This is a genomic window from Shewanella oneidensis MR-1 (assembly GCF_000146165.2).
GTDB lineage: Bacteria > Pseudomonadota > Gammaproteobacteria > Enterobacterales > Shewanellaceae > Shewanella > Shewanella oneidensis.
Window position 1 is genome coordinate 3,577,250 of the sequence record NC_004347.2, and the last position, 24,651, is coordinate 3,601,900.

Sequence of the window (24,651 nt, forward strand, 5' to 3'; positions counted from 1 at the left end):
TAAACAATCTTAAGCATTAATTTCTAAATAGAGCCTCTACAGATAGCCCTTGTGCGCCAAGCAGATCACGCAGGCGTTTTAAGGCTTCCACTTGGATTTGACGAACTCGCTCGCGAGTAAGGCCAATTTCAGCGCCCACATCTTCAAGAGTCGATGGCTCATAACCCAATAACCCAAAGCGGCGCGCTAACACTTCTCTTTGCTTGGTATTGAGTTCATTGAGCCACTTAACCACTGAGTTAGAAATATCTTCGTCTTGCACCTTGTAATCTGGGCCTACGTTATCATCATCAGCCAGCACATCGAGTAAGGCTTTATCATTATCACCGCCGAGAGGGACATCAACAGAAGTGATCTTCTCGTTGAGCTTCAGCATGCGGCTAACATCCACACTAGAGACTTGTAGTTTCTCGGCAATTTCTTCTGCCGTTGGCTCGTGGTCAAGTTTTTGCGCTAATTCACGGGCCGTACGTAAGTACACGTTAAGCTCTTTCACCACATGGATAGGCAAGCGAATCGTACGGGTTTGATTCATGATTGCGCGTTCAATGGTTTGTCTGATCCACCAAGTCGCATAGGTTGAGAAACGGAAACCTCTTTCTGGGTCAAATTTTTCTACCGCACGGATCAAACCAAGATTACCCTCTTCGATTAAATCCAGCAGCGCAAGACCACGATTATTGTAACGGCGGGCAATTTTAACCACGAGTCGCAGGTTACTTTCGATCATCCGATTACGGGATTTTTCGCAGCCTTTTAAGGCCTTACGGGAAAAATACACTTCTTCTTCTGCGCTAAGCAGTGGGGAAAACCCTATTTCACCTAAATAGAGTTGTGTGGCATCAAGATTTTTTTGCAGGTCATCTTGAACCTGTTGTTCGAGTCCTAATTCTTGAACTAAATCAGCGGCGATATCCTCTTTATCGAGATCAAACTCAGCGGTATCAACGGAAAAATCTACTAGTTCTTCTGCGGCAGTGCTATTTATGCGGCTCATGATCGAATCTCCCAAACCTAATTTAACTGCTTGTATTACTGCAATTTATTTTCCTCCATGCCAAAACAAGGCCCTAAACAATCATTGCTTAGGTAAGTAGTTGAGTGGGTTAACAGACTGACCATGGTAACGAATTTCAAAACGTAGCATGACCTGATTAGTACCTGTACTGCCCATTTTAGCAATCGTCTGTCCAGCGAGGACATGTTGCTTTTCATCGACTAAGATCTGATCTGCATGAGCATAGGCACTAAGGTAATCGTCACTATGTTTAATAATCACTAAATTACCATACCCCCTAAGCGCACTACCTGCATATACCACCCGCCCATCTGCAGCGGCTTTGATGATATCTCCACGTTTTCCCGCGATCTTAATACCTTTATTTCCCTGCTCATTGGCAGAGTATGTCCCAATCAGTTTACCTCTTACAGGCCATTGCCACTGGCTTACACTGTCGGGCAGTGTTGAAGTCGGGGCAACGATTGAAGAGTTAAATCTTTGTTGAGAGCTTGTTGCAGAATACGCAGGCTTTGCTTTCTGATCAAGTGTTTTTTTCTGCGGTTCACTAGATAGCCCCTCAACTGCAGAATCATCACTAACATATTGTTTTTTAGATGAATTTAACTGATAAAGGCCTTTGTTTGCCGAATTAATTCCACCTAAAATCGTAGATGCTTTGCTATTTTGACTGTGGTCATATGTTAAATACAAAACCTGTCCAGGATAGATAGTAAACGATTTATCTAATTGATTAATTTTGGCAATTTCTGCGTAATCTTTGCCGACAGCCCAAGAAATTGAGTAAAGGGTGTCACCTTTTTTAACTTTATAAGACTCGCCTTTAATATGACCTTTATTCTGTTTTGAATGATGCTTAGAGAGGCTTTCGACAGGTGCGGGGCGACTCGCCTGAAAGCTACAGCCTGCAAGCAACAACAATAAACTGAGGTTTAAAAGTAAACCCACATTCAACAATAAAAACTCCTCTTTGGGGCTATCTTACTGTTTTAATAAGTTCTAAACGGATGAACGCTATGCAAGCTCGCCATTGACTAAGGGAACAAATTTGACAGTCTCTATCACTTCCGAGCTAAAACGGTCAGAATGACGCGTAATCCGCATCAATTGCTGGGTTTCTTCCCCCACAGGGATGATCAAAACCCCTCCTTCGGCTAACTGTGATAATAACGCTTCAGGAATCTTCGCCGCCGCAGCCGTGACCATAATGCCATTATAAGGACTGCGATTCAGCCAGCCCTGCCAACCATCACCATACTTAAAAGAAACATTGTGCAGATCGAGTCGTTTTAATCTTTGTCTTGCTTGGATCTGTAACGCCTTTATCCGTTCTACAGTGCAAAGTTCGGGCACTAATTGGGCAAGAATCGCCGCTTGATAGCCAGAGCCTGTCCCCACCTCAAGCACCTTCTGTGGTTGATGCTGCAGCAGTAACTCGGTCATACGTGCAACAATATAAGGTTGAGATATCGTTTGCCCTTGCCCTATGGGTAACGCCGTATTTTCATAAGCTTTATGAGCTAACGCATTATCAAGAAATAGCTCGCGAGGCGTTTGGGATATTGCCTTAAGCACGGCTGGATTGCGGATCCCCGCATCCTGAAGCTTTTTCGCTAAATTCACCGCCGATGTTAAGGCAACTCGAGTCATATTTTATCTACCCAATTTTGCAATATCGATAATTGTCTATACGCGGTCAAATCCACGGTTAACGGTGTGATGGACACATAACCATGGGCAATTGCATGGAAATCCGTTCCTTCACTCGCATCTTGTTCAAGACCCGGTGGACCGAGCCAAAAAATTTCTCGCCCAGCGGGATCCTGCGTTCGCACAATGCCTTCAGCCTTGTGACGCGCTCCGAGACGAGTGACACTTATGCCTTTAATCTCATCCAGCGGTAAATCCGGCACATTGATATTGAGGATCTGATCGCTCGCAATAGGATGCGCTAACAACCCCTGCACAATTCGCCGCGCATACACTGCCGCGGTGTGATAATGCTTAAAGGCTTTGCCATTAAGGGAAATCGCCACCGCGGGGAAACCTAAAAAACGCCCTTCCATGGCCGCCGCGACGGTGCCCGAATACAAGGTATCATCCCCCATATTCGCACCAGCATTGATGCCCGATACCACCATATCCGGCTCACCATCACAGAGCTCTCGTATGGCTAAGTGAACACAATCTGTTGGGGTACCGTGAACCGAAATATAGCCATTGTCTAACCTATTAATTCTTAATGGGTTAGTCAAGGTTAAAGAGTTACTTGCGCCCGAACAATTACGGTCGGGTGCGACAGTCATCACAGTTGCTATTTCAGCGAGCGCCTCGGTTAAGGCTTTAATCCCCGGCGCATTCACCCCATCATCATTGCTGACAAGGATGCGCATCATGAAGCTGACTCACCATTGTCAGATACATTCGCTGCTGCAGTATTGCTCTCTGTTACAACATTTGTCTCAGCCGTGAGTGTTGTTTGCCATTGCAACTCTTTCACATCTTGATAATCAACCAGCTCTCTTAACAGCGATGTCGCAAAGCAGCCCGCAGGTAAAATAAACTCCAGTACCAATCCATCCGAGGTTTGCTCGTGCTTAAGGCCTTGTGGCTCAAGCAATAATGGGCGGCGTTCCTGTTCAAGCCCTGCGTGCTCAAGACCGTAGCAATCTTCGGTGAGATCTGCCATCGCTTGGGTTTCAACCTCGGCGGCTTCGCCTTGCGGTAGCATTTTGCCACGGCCCCACAGCGGCGCTGAAAGTTGAATGTCCTTTTCAATCAAACGCTTTAATACCACTAAATCCCATTCTGGCGTCACGAAAAAGCTCTTACTGCCCGCCAGCATCACACAATCCCCCGCTAAGGGTCGAGTGCCATAATGGGTAAGACGATAGGACACAACGGTATTGAACAGATGAGAGCGCACCGCAGAAAGATACATGCTGCGTTTATTGCGATCTTTAACCTTTTTGCCTGCGAGCATTTGCCGACCAAGCACCAAGTTTTTGCCATCGTGACCAAAGCGTTGCTCACCAAAATAATTCGGTACACCGATTTGGCTGACTTTTTCAATGCGGCTGATAATGTCTTCCACATTGGTGACATTACGCAGTGTCAGAATAAAGCGGTTGCCCAAGAGCGCGCCAATCCGTAACTTTTTGCTGTGGCGACTACTGGATAACACCGTTAAACGATCGCTATTGAGCTCGATCCACGCGGGAGTTTCTTTGCCAGGGATGCGAATGCCAAACCATTGCTCTGTGATGGCATTTTTATCTTTTTGGCCAGCATAGGTCACTTCTTTGGGATGAACCTTAGCAAACTTTGCTAGCATTTCAGCTACTTGCACCGTATTTAGCCCATCTTTACGAATATGGACTAAGTGATGTTCACCCTCGCCTGATGGGCTAAAAGGTAAGATCTCTTTTACGATGAAGTCGCTGTTAACGGTTCTTAAATCTGCGGTGCCAGTCGGTTTGCCGTACAGATAATGTAGTTCGCTCATGGATGTTGTTATCTCTTTAAGTTACACGCTATTGGCGGCTGAGTAATACGACAGCTTCGACTGCAATGCCTTCTTTTCGGCCCGTAAACCCGAGTTTCTCAGTGGTAGTGGCCTTCACATTAATGTCAGCAACATCAGCATTGAGATCGGCTGCTAGCACTTGGCGCATATCCTCGATATGCGGCGCCATTTTAGGCGCCTGCGCAATGATAGTGACATCCAGATTGCCCAGCTCAAATCCCTTCGCCTTTGCTAACGCATAGCAGTGGCGAAGCAAGACTCGACTATCTGCGCCCTTATAGGCTGCATCGGTATCGGGGAAATGTTTGCCAATGTCACCCAGCGCCATCGCGCCTAAAATGGCGTCGGATATGGCATGTAACACCACGTCACCATCGGAGTGGGCCACCAAGCCAGTTTCGTAGGGTACTTCGACGCCACATAAAATTAACGGGCGTGGTTCACCAAATTTATGGACATCAAAACCATGGCCTATTCGGATTTTCATTACATATTTCCTAACGTATTTAATAGATTGCGCAATAGTCAAACGCAGGCTTTCAAGCCTTAGCGCGCATTAAAAAAAGCTCTGCCAATTCTAAATCATCGGGATGAGTGACTTTGATATTATCCGCCCGTCCAGCAACCAATCCGGGAGAAATGCCAGCCCATTCCATTGCCGAGGCTTCATCGGTTACCACAGCGCCGGCGTTTAGTGCGCCCTGTAGATGTAATCGCAATAGTGACGTTGGAAACAATTGCGGCGTCAATGCATGCCAGAGATTATCGCGGCACACGGTCGAGTTGATTTCACCTAAGCTATTGGCGCGCTTCATAGTATCTCGCACTGGCATGGCCAAAATCGCCCCTTGGGGAAATTGCACCCTCGATGTCAGCAATTTATCAATATCACTCGCCATCAAGCAGGGTCTTGCCGCATCGTGAACTAAAGCCCAGCTATTGTCAGGCGCCTTATCAAGGGCCGCGAGTACTGAGTTGGCGCGCTCAGAACCGCCAATCACAGTTTTGAGTTTAGGATGCTTGGCCTGAGGTAATGCATAAAAGTCAGCATCCTCTGGATGCAGCGCAACAATCACTTGGCTAATTAGCGGATGGGACAATAATTTGTCTAACGTATGCGCCAAAATGCTTTGGCCCAATAAAGGTAAATATTGCTTGGGTTTACCAGCCCCCATGCGACTACCAATCCCTGCGGCGGGAACAATAGCCACCACATTGGACGATAAAGGTTCAAGTTGAACAGCAACTTGTGTTTCGGTTTGCGACGTGGCTTCTAAGACGATATCCATAGGCGATCCGTTATTGCGAAGGACTCGATACTGCACGATCACCACCCACCACACGATAGAAGGTCTCACCCTCTTTCACCATGCCGAGCTCGTTACGTGCCCGCTCTTCAATCGCTTCGGTGCCACTTTTAAGATCGATAATTTCTTCTTTAAGCACTTGATTACGCTCATTTAGTTTTGCATTACCATCTTGCTGAGCCGCGATCTGTTTTTGCAGGACAAAGTATTCGGGCAGACTGTTATCACCGGACCACAGCCGATATTGCAGCAAACCGAGTAGCACTATGAGTGTAATGACAAAGAATTTCATGGAGGAATTAGCGTCAGTATCTTGGATTAAAAAAATATACTGCAGATAGTACAACAAAAAAGGCCACCAAGTGGTGGCCTTTTTACATCGGACGGCTAAATTACGCCTGACCTTTGATTTCCTTCAAACCGCGGTAAGGTGCTTTTTCACCTAATTGCTCTTCGATACGCAGCAATTGGTTGTATTTAGCAACACGATCAGAACGGCACAGTGAACCGGTCTTGATTTGGCCAGCCGCAGTACCTACCGCTAAATCAGCGATAGTGGCGTCTTCAGTTTCACCACTACGGTGTGAAATAACCGCAGTGTAACCCGCCGCTTTTGCCATACGGATAGCCGCTAAGGTTTCAGTTAATGAACCGATTTGGTTAAACTTGATCAGGATTGAGTTAGCGATGCCGTTCTCAATACCACGGGTTAAGATCTTAGTGTTAGTGACGAATAAATCGTCGCCCACTAATTGGATCTTGTCGCCCATAATCTGAGTTTGATATGCCCAGCCATCCCAATCTGACTCGTCCAGACCGTCTTCGATAGATACGATAGGGTATTGCTCAGTCAGTGACTTCAGGAAGTCAGAGAAACCGTTTGAATCGAATACTTTGCCTTCGCCAGCCAAGTCATATTTACCGTCTTTGTAGAACTCGGAAGCGGCGCAGTCTAGTGCCAGAGTCACGTCAGTACCCAGCTTGTAACCCGCTAATTCAACCGCTTCTTTGATTACCGCTAATGCATCAGCGTTTGAAGACAGGTTAGGTGCAAAACCACCTTCGTCACCTACAGAAGTGCTTAAACCTTTACCGTGCAGAACTTTTTTCAGGGTGTGGAAAATCTCAGCGCCCATACGTAAAGCTTCGCGGAAATTTTTCGCGCCAACAGGTTGAACCATGAATTCTTGGATATCAACGTTGTTATCTGCGTGCTCACCACCGTTGAGGATGTTCATCATCGGTACTGGCATAGCGTATTGGCCAGGTGTGCCGTTTAATTCCGCAATGTGAGCGTATAAAGGCATGCCTTTGAATGCTGCAGCCGCTTTAGCCGCCGCTAAAGACACAGCTAAAATCGCGTTAGCTCCTAACTTGTCTTTGTTTTCAGTGCCGTCTAAGTCGATCATGATTTGATCAAGTTCGGCTTGTGCAGTCGCATCTTTACCGATTAACGCAGTACGGATTGGACCGTTTACGTTAGCCACAGCAGTTAATACACCTTTGCCTAAGTAACGGCTTTTATCGCCATCACGCAGTTCTAGCGCTTCACGGCTACCGGTAGACGCACCAGAAGGCGCAGCCGCCATACCGATAAAACCACCTTCTAAATGCACTTCGGCTTCAACTGTTGGGTTACCACGAGAATCCATAATCTCGCGACCAATCACGTTAATAATCTTAGCCATATTACCCTCGATTTAAGTTTAAAAGAGAAAAGAAAAAACCAATACCAATGGGAATTAACAGATGTAGAGTACGACCAAAACCTTTAAATTCCGTTTACCATTTCCGTCTTTACGCATGTCGTTTATACACATGGGTATGAGTTTTGACTCATGTTTACGCGGCCTGAGTTTAACAAAAGGCCGGGCCCACTGTCGCGGGTCCGGCCTTAAAATTTATTTCTTCAGATCACGTTTTTGATGTGCACTCGCGGCAGCAACAAAACCTTCGAACAATGGATGACCATCGCGTGGGGTCGAAGTGAATTCTGGGTGGAATTGACCCGCCACAAACCAAGGATGATCTTTAAGTTCAATCATCTCAACCAGTTTACGGTCAGAAGATAAACCACTAAATACTAGACCCGCTTGCTCTAAACGCTCTTTGTACTTGTTGTTGACTTCATAACGATGACGATGACGTTCAACACAGCTGTTACCTTTATAAGCTTGAGCGGCTTTTGAACCTTCAAGCAGGTGACATAACTGCGCACCTAAACGCATAGTGCCACCTAAGTCAGACGCTTCGTGGCGCTGCTCAACATTGCCTTCTTCATCTACCCATTCAGTGATTAAACCAACCACTGGGAATGGCGTTGCTTTGTTGAATTCGGTTGAATGTGCATCTGCCATGCCGGCAACGTTACGGGCAAATTCAATCAAGGCAACTTGCATGCCTAAGCAAATACCAAAGTATGGCAGATTGTTTTCACGGGCAAATTTAGCCGCCAAAATCTTACCTTCAACACCACGCTCACCGAAGCCACCTGGGACTAAGATACCGTCTAAACCTTGTAAGACTTCATCGCCTTTGGCTTCTACAGTTTGTGAGTCAATGTACTTGATGGTCACTGATACGCGGTTTTTAAGGCCTGCGTGTTTTAACGCTTCGTTGACTGACTTATAGGCATCAGGCAGTTCGATGTATTTACCCACCATACCAATCACGACTTCGCCGTTTGGATTGGCTTCTTGGTAAATCACATTTTCCCACTCGGACAAGTCGGCTTCGCGGCAAGTTAAGCTAAAACGCTTAACCACTAATTCATCTAAACCTTGTGAGCGCAGCAATGCCGGGATCTTGTAGATGCTGTCGACGTCTTTTAATGAAATCACTGCACGTTCTTCAACGTTACAGAATAGCGAAATCTTAGCGCGCTCGTTTGCAGGAATTGCGCGATCGCCACGGCAGATCAACACATCAGGTGCAATACCGATAGAACGCAATTCTTTTACTGAGTGTTGAGTTGGCTTAGTTTTCACTTCGCCCGCAGCGCCTAAGAATGGCACTAAGGTTAAATGCATAAACAGGGTGCGATCGCGGCCCAGTTCAACGCCTAATTGGCGGATTGATTCAAGGAATGGTAGTGATTCGATATCACCCACAGTACCGCCGATTTCAACGATAGCCACATCGTGACCTTCGCCACCTGCTAATACTTTTTCTTTGATCGCGTTAGTGATGTGCGGGATCACCTGAATTGTCGCACCTAAATAGTCACCACGACGTTCTTTGCGTAATACTTCTTCGTAAATACGGCCTGTGGTGAAGTTATTGCGACGGTTCATCTTAGTGCGGATGAAACGCTCATAGTGACCTAGGTCGAGGTCTGTTTCTGCGCCGTCCTCAGTCACAAACACTTCACCATGTTGCGTTGGGCTCATGGTCCCTGGATCGACGTTAATGTATGGGTCCAGTTTCATGATGGTTACATTGAGACCACGGGCCTCTAAAATTGCGGCTAATGAAGCGGCTGCAATGCCTTTACCTAGTGATGAAACCACACCACCAGTAACGAAGATATACCTTGTAGTCATGCTGAACCTGAGAAAATGAGTTTGAAAATACGTGCTTGTAAGAAAGCACTAGGACGGGGCAGTAGTATACCAAAGGTGTTGCCATTCGACAAACACCAATCCGGATAATTTGCCCTTTATCTTGGCTCGCCCTGTTTAACCTTATCCCAGTACGCATCTAACTCTTCCAAGCTATGTTCTTCTAATGCTTTATTATTTTGCCTTGCACATGCCTCTACGCCTTTAAAACGGCGTTCAAATTTAATATTTGCTTGGCGCAAAGCTTGCTCGGGGTCGACCGTTAAATGGCGGGCTAAATTGACTACAGCAAATAATAAGTCGCCCATTTCTGCCTGCACTTTGGCTTGGTCGAGCATTGGCTGATTTACCTCAAACAGCACTTCATCAATTTCTTCATGGATTTTCGCCACCACTGGCTCAAGCTCAGGCCAATCGAATCCAACGCGCGCGACCCGCTGCTGAATTTTGATTGAACGCGATAACGCAGGCTGCGCGCGCGGAATATCATCCAGCACAGAAACCTCGCTTGGTGAATTCCCCCCAGCTACCAATGCCTTTTGTTCACGCTCACTGGCTTTTATCGCTTCCCAATTGGCCTTCATTTGCTGACTGCTGGCATCGGCCTCAAACGCGGCTTCACCAAATACATGGGGATGACGGCGGGTCAGTTTGTCGATGATTTTATTCACAACAGTGCTGAAATCGAACCTGCCCTGCTCTTTGCCAAGCTGACAATAAAACACCACTTGGAATAATAAATCCCCCAGCTCATCGGGCAGCTCGTCTAGGGCTAAACGTTCAATTGTGTCGGCCACCTCATAAGCCTCTTCGAGGGTAAAAGGCACTATGGTTTGAAAAGTCTGCGCCTTATCCCAAGGGCAACCCGTTTGCGGATCGCGCAGCTTCTCCATAATCTTCAGTAGCGGCGCAACATCGGTTGCTGAAACTGCGGTTGCGGGAAGCTTGTTTGGTGATGGCACTTTTGAAGAGAGTTCTTTTGTGGATAGCTCTGTTGCTGAAAGCTCAGTAGTAGAAGGCGTGGTATGGGAAGTCATGCAGATATCCTTTCAAGAGAGTCGACACAGGTCAATGCGCAGGATGAGTACACAGGAATACACTCACGCAGAGTCGCGTCGTAACTACAGCCGATAAAGCCCCAATCATAAAGTAGGTAAGCCCAAAGTGCTATTTAGGGTTGAGATGGACGTAACTGAATCAGCTCGGAGGGCGTTCAAAATTCTGTGTCAGGCTAATTTTTAAATTTCTAGCACGCTATCTAAACGTCCTTCAAAATAAATCGCTAACTGAGATAAACAAAGGCTCCAATTGTGGATTGGCATGGTCCATTTATCTGAGGCGTTTAATATGCCTGCGTAAAGTAGCTTCAACAAGCTATTTTCATTAGGAAATGCACCTTTGGTTTTGGTGAGCTTTCTAAATTGGCGATGTACAGCCTCAACCGCATTGGTCGTGTAAATCACTTTCCTGATATGTTCTGGGTACTTAAAATAATGGGACAAATTATGCCATTTGCGACGCCAAGAGTTGATTACCAACGGATAAGCATCACCCCATTTGGCCTCCAGTTCGTCCAATGCCATCTCTGCGGCTTCTTTACTCACGGCTCGATACACAGGCTTTAAATCAGCCATAAACGCTTTCTGATTTTTTGAGGCGACATACTTCATTGAGTTGCGGATCTGGTGGATAACGCATAGCTGTGTTTCCGTATGAGGGAAGATACTGGCTATGGCCTCAGGGAAACCGGTCAAGCCGTCAACACAGGCGATAAGAATATCTTTTACACCACGATTATTAAGATCGGTCAGTACGGATAGCCAGTAATTAGCGCCTTCATTTTCGGAYAAGTGAAGCCCYAAAATTTCCTTTTTTCCTTTCATATTAAGCGCTAACAATGTGTAAACGGCTTTACTGACGTAACGCCCATCCTCTTTGACTTTATAATGTATCGCATCAAGCCAAACGATAGGATAATGGCTATCTAATGGGCGCTGTTGCCACGCTTTAAGTTCGGGGATGAGTTTGTCAGTGATAGCACTGACTGTTGCGTTAGACACATTGAGYCCATACATATCTTCAACATGTTGATTAATATCGCGATAGCTCATACCTATACTGAACATCGATAACACTTTACGTTCGATTTCATCGGTTAGYGTAGTTTGATTTTTCTTAATCAACTGAGGCTCAAAGGTGCCATTGCGGTCTCTAGGCGCGTCTAACTCAAAGTTACCGGACGGATGCTTAATGGTCTTAGGGGTTTTGCCATTTTTACGATTAGGCTGAGGATCATGCGCTAAATGCTGCTCAAGCTCAGCTTGGAGAGCCGCTTCAGTGAGTTGCTTGATCAGTGGGCCAAGAATGCTGTCTTTACCTGTGAGGCTTTTACCTGATTGCAGATCTTTAAGGGCTTGTTCGAAGTTAAAAGGTTGGGTCATATGTCATTCCTGTTTTTGAATATTTTACTGAAATGACACAGAATTATGAACACTACCTCAGCTCGCCCACGATATGTACTTTTTATTATCTCCCTCAACCCAGATATCAGTCTTTATCGGTAAAATCTCGTTTTTAATACAAAAGCTTTGAATCTCATTAAGTAAAAATGGTAGTTTACTTAGTTATTTTAATGATTAATCGACTGCATTGAACCTACCCCGTACCTACGTTATGGGAACGGGTTCGGATGATACAGTGCAGTTTAAAGGAATAAACATGAACTTTCTTGAAGCGTCTTGGGAAGAAAGAGAAGTCACAGCATATAAAGCAATATTGGGTGACACTGGGCTGGGGATTTTTCCGCTATCCCATGAGCTATTTAAGCGCATGAGTGCAAGCGGTATCAATCCTCGCTGGCTAACCCATGGTGTTTTTAAATCTCCCCCCAATGGCAACAGAAGTACATGGGCATATATCACCTCGGGGATGTCTAATCCTTGGGAAACCAACGAACCCGAGGAGCACTCTGGTCTTGGTGTCGAATTCATTATAGAAACAGAGAAAGAGGAAACGTGGGCAGTTGAAGTTCTACAAATGCTCATGGCCTATAACTTATTACTCGCAGCAGGACAGATGGGAGATTTCCCCTTGCTGGGTGATGGCGATCGAGTACCGCTCGCCTTGTCTGACGCCATTCGCACTATGATGTTTACCCAGCCAGTTTCATTTCCGCACTGTTTTAGCCTCAAATCGGGCCGCGTCGATTTATTGCAAGTGGTCGGCATCACGCCTGCTGAATTACAAGTCGCAAAACAAACCTCATCGGATAAAATTCGCACTCAACTCATCAGCAAGTTAGGCAGTCTAGTGACCAGCAAAGAACGAGAAAGTGTTGTGTAAAAAGCACACGTTATCGACATTTAATGGCCACGTGAGCCCCAGCAAGAACCGACCGATTAGAGTGAACCCCTAGAAGGTGTACTGGTCAACCCAAACTGGACACTTTTACTTGAGAATTCTCAAACTCTACAGGTGACAGATCGTCATTAGCAGAATGAAGCCGCTCCAAGTTGTAATATTTCATGTAAGCCGTCACATCTTGCTTCATAAACTCCCTTGTTGGTTGAGCAACTTTAAAAATCCAATTGTGTTTCAAGCTACCAAAGAAACGCTCAACAACGGCATTATCCCAACACGCACCCACATCACCCATGCTAGCTCGTAAAACATGGACACCCATCCTTAATGGCGCGGTAGTTAACCTCCAACTATGCTTTGGTTAAGCATTAAACATGGAGGTTTTTATGCCCCGTCCTCGCCGAACTCAAATAAGTCTTGAAGACACGCCTTATTACCATTGCTATAGTCGCGTGGTGCGGCGTGCATTTTTATGTGGCGATGATACCTATTCGGGTAAAAACTATGACCATCGCCGCACTTGGGTTGAGTCATTATTATTTGAACTTGAAGCCATTTTTGCTATTGATGTGGCAGCGTTTGCGGTTATGTCGAATCATCTGCATCTGGTGCTTAGGGTCGATATAGACAGTGCCAATCGTTGGACTGACCGCGAAGTACTTGAGCAATGGCATAAGTTGTTTAAAGGCGATGAATTAACGCAAAAATTCGCCAAAGGTGAGTTAGTTGAAGCCTATGAGGTCAGCAGATTAAAGCATTCAATTGCCATTTATCGCAGTCGTTTGTGTGATATTTCATGGTTTATGCGCTGCTTAAATGAACCTATCGCAAGGCAAGCAAATCAAGAAGATAACTGTACAGGTCGCTTCTGGGAAGGACGGTTTAAATCCCAGGCCTTGCTGGATGAAGCCGCCGAGTTAGCCTGCGCGAAAATTGGACACCCAGCCTTAATGGCGCTGCCGTTAGCCTCCTACTATGCTTAGGTTAAGCATTGAACAAGGAGGTTTGTATGCCGCGCCCTCGCAGAACCCAGATAAGTCTTGAAGACACTCCCTTTTACCATTGCTGTAGCCGCGTGGTTCGGCGGGCTTTTTTATGTGGCGATGATAGTTACTCGGGTAAAAACTATGACCATCGCCGCGCTTGGGTGGAGTCATTATTGTTTGAACTTGAAGCAGTTTTTGCCATCGATATCGCAGCATTTGCGGTGATGTCGAATCATCTGCATGTGGTGTTGCGGGTGGATATCGAGACTGTCAATTGTTGGACTGACCGCGAAGTCCTTGAGCAGTGGCATAAGTTGTTTAAGGGCGATGAATTAACGCAAAAATTCGTAAGAGGTGAGTTAGTTGAAGCCCATGAGGTCAACAGATTAAAGCATTCAATTGCCCTTTATCGCAGTCGTTTGTGTGATATTTCATGGTTTATGCGTTGCCTCAATGAACCTATCGCAAGACAAGCAAATCAAGAGGATAACTGCACTGGGCGTTTTTGGGAAGGTCGCTTTAAGTCACAAGCCCTACTCGATGACGCCGCTGTATTAGCTTGTATGACTTACGTCGATTTGAATCCCATTAGAGCGCAACTGGCTGATACACCAGAACAATCCGACCATACCAGTATTCAACTGCGTATTCGGGCCGCATTAAAAGGTGAGCAGCCGAGCAATCTACTGCCTTTTATTGGGAACGAGTGCGACAACCAACCCAATGGCATTGGGTTTTCCTTAACGGATTACCTTCAATTGGTAGATGATACTGGCCGAATTATTCGCAACGATAAACGTGGATACATCAGTGAAAATAGCGCCAAGATACTGACAAGATTAAATATCCCCCATGACAATTGGCTCAAGCTAACCACCGAGTTTGGCAAACTATTTCACGGTCCAGTAGGCACATTACAAGAACTGAGCGATTACTGCGAACATCTTGAAAAGCGACGACGGCACTTTGCGTCAAGCTGCCAGCACTTTAACAGTAACTGACAGCGACTTATATCACTTCGAAAGCAATCCTTGCCGAGCACCTCCCAAGCACTATGGGATGACTTACCTCGTCTGAAATGCTCCATTTTTTAAGGAATTAGCGTAATTTATTGCCTCAGATGCTGTCCCTGCGACTTTTGATGGTTCTTTTTTAAACAATGTTAACTTTTACAAGTTGTAGGTAAACGGAAAGTGCATTATGTTGTTGATCTAAAATGGATGGCCATTTTTTTATTTCATAAACAAAGTACCTAGCTCATTTTTGCCCTAAGGCTTGTTTCAAAGTTAAAAATGCAAGTAGGGCAAATAAAGCTTTGGCGATAGAAAAGCTAATGTGGTGGACAACTTTCAATCTAGAAGTTATGCCTGCTGGTCTTTCCTTCATCCAGTGTAATATCACCAATGGAAAGGCGATGTAACTCCACCTCAGGATTACGAAAACGTCCGAACATCAGTTTGATTTGGCGCACAAGTCTGCGCGCTAAGTGAGTTTTTCTGGGTTGGGATAAGCGGCATCCAGATCTAAGGCCTGCACACAGCTGGCAATTTGTGTTTGATAAGCCATGCGGGCAATCCAGCCCAAATACGCGTCATGGCCAGTATCCCAGTGCCAGAGTGCAAAACCTTGCTGTTGCAGTTGCTCGTGGGCCAAGAGCATAATCTGACCAACCTTCAGCTCATCTTCAGGAACGTCGCAGCCCCAGTCAAAAACAATGTCGATGTTGAGATTACTGCACAGAGTATCGAGCACGTCGAGCATGGATTCTGTGTCTTTCCAATCAACGAAAAACACCAATTCCCAATCGGCAGCTTCTCTAATGCCATTATTAATCAGTTCGTTATCCTGATCTTCATACTCTTCTTTATTGTCTTCGTCTTCGATGAAAGCTTTAAATTCTACGCTACAGCGCTGGGCAAGTTTGCTGTCGCCATTGCTAATTAGCTCATAAAACTCGCGCACGTTGCGTAAAATGCGTTGATGCCTGGTTTCCTGAGCTGCGGTTTCACCTGCATTGGCCACTTGGTAGCCCTTGTTGAGCTTCTCTGCAGTGGTTTTATCCGCAGCCTTGAGCATGGCTTCAACACTGTTAAATTGCTGAGTTTTGTTTTGGCCATTGGCACCGATGCGCCCATAGCGGCTGATTAGAGTGCCGTCTTCATGCAATGTCAGCTCGTAGAATTTATGCTCGCCCGTAGTAGGATTGGACAGCTCAAAATAACGGGTTTGTAAAATATCCATGTGTATTATCCATGTGTATTATTTAGTGTTAATTATTTGGTAATTGTCCGAACCCTATTCAACCAAGGGTGCGGAGTGTAATATCCTGTAGAAACGATAGATTAGGGATGCACCGCTATCTATACACATTATCTTTAATCTTTGCGAATATTTTTTGGCAAGTTTAAGCTGACTTTTTATGTAGGTTTGCGACACAAGTCTCTCATGCCTATTCCGCCCCGAGAAGGGTACTCAGGGCTTTGTTTCCCAGCCTAAAATAGGAAATAAAGTGCTACCGTAAAAAAGCAAATTCCTATAGCATCATTTATACCCATTGACACGGATGTGGCAGCCGCCAATTCCAACAAGCGATTTATGTTCTGCAACAGCGCTGCGCATAAATACTAAGACGTTAGTTTTTTTTATGAAGGCATACGCATACCCAACTGGTGAACCGCTCAACGAATACGGATTGCTTGAGCTAAATGAGATTTCGCTCTCCGCAGACTCCAAGACGGTTCGTGCTGTTGCAATATTCCTCATGGCAGCTGCTGATGAAATGGACCGAAAGGGAGAGAACTACGGGCATTTACACATGCAAGACGAAAGTGATGCTTGGAAAGAAGAGTGGCCTGATATAGTTGTGTGCAATCCGAATGAATAAAAAACTGTACTGGTCAACCCAAACTGGGCACTTTTACTTGAGAATTATCAAACTCTACAGGTGACAGATTGTCATTAGCAGAATGAAGCCGCTCCAAGTTGTAATATCTCATGTAAGCCGTCACATCTTGCTTCATAAACTCCCTTGTTGGTTGATTAACTTTAAAAATCCAATCGTGTTTCAAGCTATCAAAGAAATGCTCAACAACGGCATTATCCCAACACGCACCCACATCACCCATGCTGGCGCGGACACCATAGTTCGATAGCAGCCTACCGAATTGCTTACTGGTATATTGCGAGCCTCGGTCAGAGGGCGTTCAAAATTCTGTGTCAGGCTAATTTTTAAATTTCTAGCACGCTATCTAAACGCCCTTCAAAATAAATCGCTAACTGTGATAAACAAAGGCTCCAATTGTGGATTGGCATGGTCCATTTATCTGAGGCGTTTAATATGCCTGCGTAAAGTAGCTTCAACAAGCTATTTTCATTAGGAAATGCACCTTTGGTTTTGGTGAGCTTTCTAAATTGGCGATGCACAGCCTCAACTGCATTGGTCGTGTAAATCACTTTCCTGATATGTTCTGGGTACTTAAAATAATGGGACAAATTATGCCATTTGCGACGCCAAGAGTTGATTACCAGCGGATAAGCATCACCCCATTTGGCCTCCAGTTCGTCCAATGCCATCTCTGCGGCTTCTTTACTCACGGCTCGATACACAGGCTTTAAATCAGCCATAAACGCTTTCTGATTTTTTGAGGCGACATACTTCATTGAGTTGCGGATCTGGTGGATAACGCATAGCTGTGTTTCCGTATGAGGGAAGATACTGGCTATGGCCTCAGGGAAACCGGTCAAGCCGTCAACACAGGCGATAAGAATATCTTTTACACCACGATTATTAAGATCGGTCAGTACGGATAGCCAGTAATTAGCGCCTTCATTTTCGGATAAGTGAAGCCCTAAAATTTCCTTTTTTCCTTTCATATTAAGCGCTAACAATGTGTAAACGGCTTTACTGACGTAACGCCCATCCTCTTTGACTTTATAATGTATCGCATCAAGCCACACGATAGGATAATGGCTATCTAATGGGCGCTGTTGCCACGCTTTAAGTTCGGGGATGAGTTTGTCAGTGATAGCACTGACTGTTGCGTTAGACACATTGAGTCCATACATATCTTCAACATGTTGATTAATATCGCGATAGCTCATACCTATACTGAACATCGATAACACTTTACGTTCGATTTCATCGGTTAGCGTAGTTTGATTTTTCTTAATCAACTGAGGCTCAAAGGTGCCATTGCGGTCTCTAGGCGCGTCTAACTCAAAGTTACCGGACGGATGCTTAATGGTCTTAGGGGTTTTGCCATTTTTACGATTAGGCTGAGGATCATGCGCTAAATGCTGCTCAAGCTCAGCCTGGAGAGCCGCTTCAGTGAGTTGCTTGATCAGTGGGCCAAGAATGCTGTCTTTACCTGTGAGGCTTTTACCTGATTGCAGATCTTTAAGGGCTTGTTCGAAGTTAAAAGGTTGGGTCATGTGTCATTCCTGTTTTTGAATATTTTACTGAAATGACACAGAATTATGAACACTACCCTCGGTCACTGTGGAATACCAGCCCTCGCGCTGGTTGTCGCAGGTTGTAGGCTTTTATTAATGCCTTGGATATCAAATCTGTAGTCATGCGTTTGTCTATATGCCACCCAACAATCCGGCGTGAATATAAATCCATCACCACAGCCAAATACATCCAACCTTCACCTGTCTTTAAATAGGTCACGTCACCCGCCCAAACCCCATTAGCCGATACTGGGTTAAAGTTCATGTTTAGCAGGTTATCAGCCACAGCATCTGAGTGTTTTCGCTGTGTCGTCACCTTGTAAGCACGTCGCTGGCTTGCTTTGAGTCGAAGTCGGCACATAATTTACGAACGAGATAGCGACCAATTAGGTAGCCTTCCTTGCGCAATTTCTTCACCATTTCACGATTCCCTAAGCTGCCTCGACTTTGCTTAAATAGCTGTCGAACAAGGCGATAAAGCTTCAGTGTTTCAAGGCTTATCACGTTTGCAGGGCGCTTATGCCAATCGTAATAGCCTGACCTACTGACACTCATTACTCTGCATAACTGTGTTACGGGAAATAGGTTGGATTGCCGTTTGATGAAACAAAATTTTACTTCATTTGTCTCGCAAAGAAGGCGCTGGCCTCGGCGTGCCCCATGGGTATTTTTAGTATTTCTTTCTCAATGCGTAATTCTTTGTTTTCTCTACGCAATCTCTTCAACTCATCACGCTCAGATTCTTCTAAGGTGATGCCTTGCTGCAAGGCTTCGTGTTTTTCCTTCCAGTTGTAAAGCAGGCTCGTGCTAACTCCCAAGAGACTTTGCCGCATCGGCAACGCTATAACCTTGCTCCAGCACCATCAAGACGGCTTCATCTTTAAATGCCTGCGGATAACTCTTATGTGATTTTTTCAGACTCATATTGACCTCTTAATTTATTGACCATACTGTCTCAAGATTAAGTGTCCGATGGTATTAGACCAGAACAGTGCGTGGGCGGGATAAAAAACACACTGATTTTTGTGTAAGTATTGTGAGGTAAAGATGCGCGAATATTGGAATGACATTAACTTGGAGCATGATTTTTACTGTTACTACAAAGACGGCAATGAAAATCTATGGTCGATTTGGCGCGAAAGCACAGATGAGCAAATAACCCCATGGTTAGATCTTGGTTACGAAGGCGGGATACGGTTTGTGGATGGCCTCGCCGACGGTGCAATTCTGTTTCAGCTCAGCGCAAGAGCGACTGCTGGTGGAGAGGAACTCGTTGGTCTTTTCCGCTGGCCCGAAGGCACTTCTACAGGGGCGATCTTTCAACATATAGCGCGTTTAGAAGACGCAAGACTTTTTGCGTTGCAACACAGTAAAACATTCAGCCAAATCGGCGTTGCAGGTTGGCAAGGCGGGTATGGTTTGGTCAATGAACAGTTAGAGTGGGTGTTACCGTGCAAGCTACCGGGTAATTGGAATATGTGCCCAGAGCTTGTTAGTCCAAGCCTATTGGCAATTTATAGCTCATTGGATCCGATGCCTGATGCATGGAAACTTGAATGGCGCGTAGGGTTCTTTTCGCTTGATTCTTTGATACAAGTGCAGCCGTGTCAGTACTCCTCTTTTTTCGTTGTTAATCAGAGGGTTTTTGCTCCCCTTGAAAGCAAAAATGGGCAGCATGGAACGGATGTTTTTGATCTAGAAGGCAATCAGATAGACCGATTTGATTATTACTTACAACAGTTTAATAACGAGCAACTGCTCGTCAAAAAAGCTGGATTATGGGGTTGGGCCGATAATACTGGCGTCATCACCGTTGAACCCTATGCCAAGGACCAATGCATCCTTCAGGATGGTCCTGTGGAGCAGGCTGATTTAACACATTTAGCATTAGCTCGCGGATGTACGAAAAGTGCCATGCTAGAGGAAGACATATTGAACTTTTTAATCTCCCAGCTTGAGGATGGCTACTTTAGCGTTAAGTATGAACCCGATGAAGGCTATCTACCCGGTGATGGGTATTGTGATATTCAACTTGCTGCGTTGTCGCATGATGGAGTCGGTTTCTGGATCGAAGACCGTTTTGCCTCCGATACATTTCAGCTAGTGGTGTTGACAGATATGTGGCGCAAATTCCCCAGAGGTACTGTTTTGCGTATCGAGGCTAATAAACGTCTTATCTCGGTGGACGATGATGGTGAAGAGACAAGGTACATAGAAGGATTTTTGGCTCAAGCCATGTTATCTATGGAGTTTATGTAAGAAAGATTTGATTGCATTTGTACGAATCTACTACTTTCCATTTGAAGTTTTATGATCACCCTCGACCAACTCGAAGAAATGTTCGCCAGCATCAGGGAGGGCCGGCATCCTCAGAAGGACTTGAACAACATCCGTGTTTAACGGCCAGTTCGCCATCCATGGCTCTCGTTCATAAGCTCAGAAACCCTAAGTTCGATTCACCGCGTCGGCGAGCAAATGCCATGGCTCATCCATCAATCGGCTTCAGCCTTTAAGTGACTAAACAAGTGATTTAGCCGTGTTAGCACTCCTATTTTAACGTTTTTTACCCTACAAACTCCCAAATACAAAAAAGCGGTAGCGCTTTATGCCCTACCGCTTTTTTACAACTCAGAATCGAGAATTACAATCTGCGTGCTTCAATCACGCTATCGACTTGGGAGAGCTTAGATAACACCCGCGATAAGCCATCGAGGTTGTATAGCTCTAATTCCAGCTCAATGGCTGCCGTCTGATTCTTAATATCCGATGACGAGCTCATGGCGAGCACATTGGACTTTTCGGCGGCAAGTACCGAGGTGAGATCCCGCAATAATCCGCTGCGATCATGGGCTAAGACGCGCAGGCGCATGCGATAACCGCCGGAGTAATTTTCGCCCCAAACCACATCGACGCCACGCTCAGGGTGAACGCGCATTAACTCTTTCACCTGCTCACAGTCGGAGCGATGCACCGAAATACCGCGCCCTTTGGTGATAAAGCCTAAAATCTCATCCCCGGGCACGGGCTGGCAGCAACGGGCGATATGGCTGAGTAAGTTACCCACACCATTCACCTCAACCTGCCCACGGCTGTTGGTGCCAGATTTAGATTGGCTCTTTTTAACTAATTCTTCTACCGCATCTTCTTCACTGGCTTCATCGAGGCGCAACTTACTTTGAATATGGTTAACGACTTGATGCAAACGCACATCACCGCCGCCGATAGCGGCGAGTAAATCGTCCATACTCGCCATATTAAAGCGCTCAACGGCAATGGTGGCATCTTTAATTCTCAGGCTGACTCTCGCCAACTCGGCTTCGAGCATCTCTTTACCGGCGATAATATTTTTATCGCGGTCTTGCTGCTTAAACCAATGCTGAATTTTCGAGCGCGCCCGCGATGTGCGGATATAACCTAAGTTTGGATTGAGCCAATCGCGCTTAGGATTAGGGTGTTTCGAGGTGATGATCTCGATACGCTCGCCAGTTTCGACTTGATAGGTAAACGGCACAATGCGGCCATCAACCTTAGCGCCAATACACTTATGACCGACCTGCGAGTGAATATAGTAGGCAAAGTCGAGCACGGTTGAGCCGAGCGGTAAGTCGACCACTTCACCGCTTGGGGTAAAGACATAGACTCGGTCTTCAAACACTTGGCTGCGGACTTCTTCGACCAAATTGCCGCTTTCAACCACGTCTTCCTGCCATTGCAGGATTTTACGCAGCCAATTGATTTTTTCTTCGTAGCCGCTTTGTTTGCCGGAGTGATTGCCCTCTTTGTACTTCCAGTGCGCGGCAACCCCCAGCTCTGCATCTTCATGCATATCTTGGGTACGAATTTGAATTTCAACGGTTTTACCCTCAGGCCCCACAACAACGGTATGGATCGATTGATAACCATTAGGTTTAGGGTTGGCCACATAGTCGTCGAACTCGCGCGGAATATGGTGCCATAGCGTGTGCACCACCCCTAAGGCGCCGTAACAGTCCTGCAAACGCTCGGTGACAATTCGCACGGCGCGCACGTCAAACAACTCATCAAACTTGAGGTGTTTGCCCTTCATCTTGCGCCAGATGCTGTAGATATGTTTTGGACGACCATACACCTTAGCGCGGATATGGTCCTCATCGAGGCGCTGCTGCAATTGCTCGACAAAATTTTCGATAAAGACTTCGCGATCCAAACGTTTTCCGTCTAGCTGTTTTGCAATCTCTTTGTAAGTATCAGGGTGCAGATAACGGAAGGAAATATCTTCTAATTCCCACTTTAACTGACCAATCCCCAAACGGTTAGCAAGCGGCGCATAGATGTCGGCAATTTCGCGTGCTAGCAAAACGCGGGTTTCTTCATCGGCATTTTTCACGGCGCGCAGCAAACAGACACGCTCGGCCAGTTTAATCACCACCGCGCGCACATCTTCGACCATGGCCAGCAACATGCGGCGGATATTGTCGATTTGCGGCTCGGTTGAGCGACTATTGGGATTGATTTTTAACGCACCAATGGCATTCATGGTCACCACACTCGCGACTAAACGCGCGAGTGGCTCACCAAATTTTTCTTTGATCGCTTCTTCGTTTAATAAGCCAGCATCAAACACCACAAACAGAATGGCCGCTTGCAGTGTTTCTATGTCCATATTCAGTGGCGCGAGAATTTCAATCATCTCGCGGGCATGTTCAAGCAGTTCTCTTTTCGCGGCAGGACTCTTAGCGGGTAAGGCGTCCACCTGCGCAATCAGGGCGAGTAAGGTTTGCGCTTCATCGACATGACTGACATAGCGAGCCACCCACTCTTCAAGATGAAAATCGGGATCATTAAAGTGCGCTTCGCGAACAGAGACCATCTTAATTTATTTCCTTATTCGTGCTCAGAGAAAAGAGGCACCACCTCGGCACTCCTATCTTCAGCATTGGCACGGACTTGTCAAACCTAACGAGACGAATATTCACATTTTTTACGTTATTCAAACGCTTTGCTTACTTTACACTCGAATAAAGCGGGCAAGTGAGGAAACCTTGCCCTGCATATAAGACTTATTTTGCCAGCTCAAACAATGCCATCGCTTCGATATGGTGTGTCTGTGGGAACATATCGATTAAGCCTAATTTTTGTAGCTTGTAACCTCGCTCGAGTAATACCGCACTGTCACGGGCTAAACTCGCCGGATTACAGGACACATACACCACTTGGCGTGGTTTCATCTTCTTAAGCCACTGCAAACTCTCATACGCGCCTGCGCGCGCGGGATCGAGTAGCAACTTATCAATCTTGCCCATCCAAGGCTCAGAGGATAAATCAGCACTTAAGTCACCATGGTAAAAGGTTAAATTGCTTAAGCCATTTGCCACCGCGTTTTCACGGGCTTGGCTGACCATTTCAGGCACCCCTTCAACCCCAATCACATCGGCGCCCATTCTGGCTAAGGGCAAACTGAAGTTACCCATACCACAGAAGAGGTCAAGAATGCGCTCTCCCGGCTGCGGCGCTAACCAGTCTAACGCCTGTGCTACCATCGCCTTGTTAATTTGTGCGTTGACTTGCACAAAGTTACCCGGAGTAAAAGTTAAGCTCACCGGCTGTACATCAGTTTTATCATCGAGCAATTGGTAAACAGGCAATAACAGCGTGCCATTCACACCATGGAACTCGCCTTCATTATCTTGCAAACAAATATGGATTTGGTGCTGCTCGGCAAACTGCGCAAGCTTTGCCATATCCTTATCATTTAAGCTTTTAGTGATCCGAATCACCGCAAAATGGCCATTGTCGGCTGCAATCAACTCTAAGTGACCTAGACTTGATTTCGCCGCGAGTTGATTCAGCAACTTAGCAAATGGGGCGATTAAATCAGACAAAGGCTTAGCCAAGACTAAACACTCAGTAATCGACACCACATGGCTACTGCTCGATGCACGAAAACCTAAGCTTAACTGCTTGGTATTTTTATCAAATAAAGTCGCAAGACGGGCACGACGACGGTAATGCCAACCTTCGCCGCTTAATGCAGGGGCTAAAGAACCTTCGGCGCCAGCAAATTTTGCCATAATATCCACCAGAGCCGCCGACTTATGCTCACGTTGCGCCGTTAATGACATATGCTGTAAATCACAGCCACCGCAAGTGTGGTAATGGGGACATAAGGGCGAAACCCGCTCAGTGCTTGGCGTCTCGACCTTAATTAACTTGGCTCGGGCATAGTTTTTCTTTTGTTCGGTCAACTGCGCCTGCACGGTTTCATTGGGTAAGGCGCCGGGGATAAATACGACTTTTCCCTGATGTTGTGCTATACCTGCTCCGAGATGATCGAGCTGCTGCACGCTGAAGGATTGCTTAGCGGACAACTGTTTGGAACTATTTGGTTTTGCTTTAAAAAATTGTGCCATTTCGGCCTCTAAATCAATAAAAAACTGGTAAAGACCGCCCTTTTTCTGGCAGT

Annotated in this window: 20 protein-coding genes and 4 pseudogenes; 5 read left to right on the forward strand and 19 right to left on the reverse strand. The window is 46.0% G+C overall.

The annotated features are described in order from the left end of the window. Positions 1-16 precede the first annotated feature (16 nt). The 12 genes from rpoS to SO_RS16095 all read right to left on the reverse strand — a co-directional run bounded on the left by rpoS (position 17) and on the right by SO_RS16095 (position 11,852). Positions 17-997 carry an RNA polymerase sigma factor RpoS gene (gene rpoS, locus SO_RS16040; RefSeq protein ID WP_011073288.1) on the reverse strand — a complete coding sequence of 327 codons (981 nt, stop codon included), beginning with the start codon at positions 995-997 and terminating at the stop codon, positions 17-19. Positions 998-1,078: 81 nt separating this feature from the next. Continuing rightward, entirely contained in the window at positions 1,079-1,975 is an 897-nt protein-coding gene (locus tag SO_RS16045) for a peptidoglycan DD-metalloendopeptidase family protein (RefSeq protein ID WP_011073289.1), read from the reverse strand. A 57-nt stretch (positions 1,976-2,032) separates the two neighbouring features. Beyond that, positions 2,033-2,668: a protein-L-isoaspartate(D-aspartate) O-methyltransferase gene (locus SO_RS16050; protein WP_011073290.1), complete on the reverse strand. Its 636-nt coding sequence runs from the start codon at positions 2,666-2,668 to the stop codon at positions 2,033-2,035. Then, positions 2,665-3,414: a 5'/3'-nucleotidase SurE gene (surE, locus tag SO_RS16055; RefSeq protein WP_011073291.1), complete on the reverse strand. Its 750-nt coding sequence runs from the start codon at positions 3,412-3,414 to the stop codon at positions 2,665-2,667. The genes SO_RS16050 and surE overlap by 4 nt, the downstream gene beginning before the upstream one ends. After that, entirely contained in the window at positions 3,411-4,523 is a 1,113-nt protein-coding gene (gene truD, locus SO_RS16060; protein WP_011073292.1) for a tRNA pseudouridine(13) synthase TruD, read from the reverse strand. Before truD ends, surE begins: the two co-directional genes overlap by 4 nt. Positions 4,524-4,551: 28 nt before the next feature. Continuing rightward, a complete protein-coding gene (gene ispF, locus SO_RS16065) occupies positions 4,552-5,031 on the reverse strand; it encodes a 2-C-methyl-D-erythritol 2,4-cyclodiphosphate synthase (RefSeq protein ID WP_011073293.1) in 480 nt (159 codons plus the stop codon). Positions 5,032-5,083: 52 nt separating this feature from the next. Beyond that, complete coding sequence (gene ispD, locus SO_RS16070; protein WP_011073294.1) at positions 5,084-5,833, reverse strand: 2-C-methyl-D-erythritol 4-phosphate cytidylyltransferase; 750 nt, start codon at positions 5,831-5,833, stop codon at positions 5,084-5,086. 10 nt (positions 5,834-5,843) lie between these two features. After that, entirely contained in the window at positions 5,844-6,143 is a 300-nt protein-coding gene (ftsB, locus tag SO_RS16075) for a cell division protein FtsB (protein ID WP_011073295.1), read from the reverse strand. Positions 6,144-6,243: 100 nt separating this feature from the next. After that, the gene (gene eno / locus SO_RS16080) at positions 6,244-7,539 is read right to left on the reverse strand and encodes a phosphopyruvate hydratase (protein ID WP_011073296.1); all 1,296 of its coding nucleotides are present in this window, start codon (positions 7,537-7,539) and stop codon (positions 6,244-6,246) included. Between the two features lie 213 nt (positions 7,540-7,752). Then, positions 7,753-9,393, reverse strand: coding sequence for a CTP synthase (locus tag SO_RS16085; protein ID WP_011073297.1), 1,641 nt, complete (start codon positions 9,391-9,393; stop codon positions 7,753-7,755). Between the two features lie 116 nt (positions 9,394-9,509). Further along, complete coding sequence (mazG, locus tag SO_RS16090; protein WP_011073298.1) at positions 9,510-10,448, reverse strand: nucleoside triphosphate pyrophosphohydrolase; 939 nt, start codon at positions 10,446-10,448, stop codon at positions 9,510-9,512. Between the two features lie 201 nt (positions 10,449-10,649). Continuing rightward, positions 10,650-11,852, reverse strand: coding sequence for an IS256-like element ISSod4 family transposase (locus tag SO_RS16095; RefSeq protein WP_005054087.1), 1,203 nt, complete (start codon positions 11,850-11,852; stop codon positions 10,650-10,652). A 277-nt stretch (positions 11,853-12,129) separates the two neighbouring features. Between SO_RS16095 and SO_RS16100 the strand changes: the two genes are divergently transcribed. Next, entirely contained in the window at positions 12,130-12,753 is a 624-nt protein-coding gene (locus tag SO_RS16100) for a suppressor of fused domain protein (protein WP_011072944.1), read from the forward strand. An 85-nt stretch (positions 12,754-12,838) separates the two neighbouring features. Here SO_RS16100 and SO_RS16105 read toward each other — a convergent pair. Further along, positions 12,839-13,078 (reverse strand): annotated as a pseudogene (locus tag SO_RS16105) (integrase core domain-containing protein); the annotation flags it as partial. Positions 13,079-13,157: 79 nt separating this feature from the next. Here SO_RS16105 and SO_RS16110 point away from each other — a divergent pair. Further along, positions 13,158-13,697: pseudogene (locus tag SO_RS16110) on the forward strand (transposase); the annotation flags it as partial. An 83-nt stretch (positions 13,698-13,780) separates the two neighbouring features. Then, on the forward strand, positions 13,781-14,758 hold the full coding sequence (locus tag SO_RS16115; protein WP_011072943.1) for a transposase: 978 nt from the start codon (positions 13,781-13,783) through the stop codon (positions 14,756-14,758). A gap of 481 nt (positions 14,759-15,239) precedes the next feature. Here the strand turns inward: SO_RS16115 and SO_RS16120 are convergent, their stop codons facing one another. Then, the gene (locus tag SO_RS16120) at positions 15,240-15,998 is read right to left on the reverse strand and encodes a DUF6630 family protein (protein ID WP_011073299.1); all 759 of its coding nucleotides are present in this window, start codon (positions 15,996-15,998) and stop codon (positions 15,240-15,242) included. Between the two features lie 322 nt (positions 15,999-16,320). Between SO_RS16120 and SO_RS16125 the strand changes: the two genes are divergently transcribed. Next, a complete protein-coding gene (locus SO_RS16125; RefSeq protein WP_164925750.1) occupies positions 16,321-16,641 on the forward strand; it encodes a hypothetical protein in 321 nt (106 codons plus the stop codon). 13 nt (positions 16,642-16,654) lie between these two features. Here the strand turns inward: SO_RS16125 and SO_RS16130 are convergent. From SO_RS16130 to SO_RS16140, 3 genes and pseudogenes are all read right to left on the reverse strand, one after another. Then, positions 16,655-16,954, reverse strand: a pseudogene (locus SO_RS16130) (integrase core domain-containing protein); the annotation flags it as partial. A 31-nt stretch (positions 16,955-16,985) separates the two neighbouring features. Then, complete coding sequence (locus tag SO_RS16135) at positions 16,986-18,188, reverse strand: IS256-like element ISSod4 family transposase (protein WP_005054087.1); 1,203 nt, start codon at positions 18,186-18,188, stop codon at positions 16,986-16,988. 55 nt (positions 18,189-18,243) lie between these two features. Beyond that, positions 18,244-19,133, reverse strand: a pseudogene (locus tag SO_RS16140) (IS3 family transposase); the annotation flags it as partial. 123 nt (positions 19,134-19,256) lie between these two features. On the opposite strand from SO_RS16140, the gene SO_RS16145 reads away from it, so the two are divergent. Beyond that, positions 19,257-20,468, forward strand: a complete 1,212-nt coding sequence (locus tag SO_RS16145; RefSeq protein WP_011073301.1) for a hypothetical protein — start codon at positions 19,257-19,259, stop codon at positions 20,466-20,468. Between the two features lie 382 nt (positions 20,469-20,850). On the opposite strand, the gene relA is transcribed toward SO_RS16145, so the two are convergent. Both relA and rlmD read right to left on the reverse strand, forming a co-directional pair. Then, complete coding sequence (gene relA, locus SO_RS16150; protein WP_011073302.1) at positions 20,851-23,058, reverse strand: GTP diphosphokinase; 2,208 nt, start codon at positions 23,056-23,058, stop codon at positions 20,851-20,853. A gap of 190 nt (positions 23,059-23,248) precedes the next feature. Continuing rightward, complete coding sequence (rlmD, locus tag SO_RS16155) at positions 23,249-24,598, reverse strand: 23S rRNA (uracil(1939)-C(5))-methyltransferase RlmD (protein ID WP_011073303.1); 1,350 nt, start codon at positions 24,596-24,598, stop codon at positions 23,249-23,251. Between the last annotated feature and the right edge of the window lie 53 nt (positions 24,599-24,651).

Bases quoted from the DNA above. Each gene is read 5' to 3' on its own strand.
- SO_RS16100 (WP_011072944.1), top strand. From the start codon at position 12,130: ATGAACTTTCTTGAAGCGTCTTGGGAAGAAAGAGAAGTCACAGCATAT.
- ftsB (WP_011073295.1), bottom strand. From the start codon at position 6,143: ATGAAATTCTTTGTCATTACACTCATAGTGCTACTCGGTTTGCTGCAA.
- rpoS (WP_011073288.1), bottom strand. From the start codon at position 997: ATGAGCCGCATAAATAGCACTGCCGCAGAAGAACTAGTAGATTTTTCC.
- eno (WP_011073296.1), bottom strand. From the start codon at position 7,539: ATGGCTAAGATTATTAACGTGATTGGTCGCGAGATTATGGATTCTCGT.
- mazG (WP_011073298.1), bottom strand. From the start codon at position 10,448: ATGACTTCCCATACCACGCCTTCTACTACTGAGCTTTCAGCAACAGAG.
- relA (WP_011073302.1), bottom strand. From the start codon at position 23,058: ATGGTCTCTGTTCGCGAAGCGCACTTTAATGATCCCGATTTTCATCTT.
- SO_RS16145 (WP_011073301.1), top strand. From the start codon at position 19,257: ATGCGCGAATATTGGAATGACATTAACTTGGAGCATGATTTTTACTGT.
- SO_RS16120 (WP_011073299.1), bottom strand. From the start codon at position 15,998: ATGGATATTTTACAAACCCGTTATTTTGAGCTGTCCAATCCTACTACG.
- surE (WP_011073291.1), bottom strand. From the start codon at position 3,414: ATGATGCGCATCCTTGTCAGCAATGATGATGGGGTGAATGCGCCGGGG.
- rlmD (WP_011073303.1), bottom strand. From the start codon at position 24,598: ATGGCACAATTTTTTAAAGCAAAACCAAATAGTTCCAAACAGTTGTCC.
- SO_RS16135 (WP_005054087.1), bottom strand. From the start codon at position 18,188: ATGACCCAACCTTTTAACTTCGAACAAGCCCTTAAAGATCTGCAATCA.
- truD (WP_011073292.1), bottom strand. From the start codon at position 4,523: ATGAGCGAACTACATTATCTGTACGGCAAACCGACTGGCACCGCAGAT.
- ispF (WP_011073293.1), bottom strand. From the start codon at position 5,031: ATGAAAATCCGAATAGGCCATGGTTTTGATGTCCATAAATTTGGTGAA.
- ispD (WP_011073294.1), bottom strand. From the start codon at position 5,833: ATGGATATCGTCTTAGAAGCCACGTCGCAAACCGAAACACAAGTTGCT.
- SO_RS16050 (WP_011073290.1), bottom strand. From the start codon at position 2,668: ATGACTCGAGTTGCCTTAACATCGGCGGTGAATTTAGCGAAAAAGCTT.
- SO_RS16115 (WP_011072943.1), top strand. From the start codon at position 13,781: ATGCCGCGCCCTCGCAGAACCCAGATAAGTCTTGAAGACACTCCCTTT.
- SO_RS16125 (WP_164925750.1), top strand. From the start codon at position 16,321: ATGTGGCAGCCGCCAATTCCAACAAGCGATTTATGTTCTGCAACAGCG.
- SO_RS16085 (WP_011073297.1), bottom strand. From the start codon at position 9,393: ATGACTACAAGGTATATCTTCGTTACTGGTGGTGTGGTTTCATCACTA.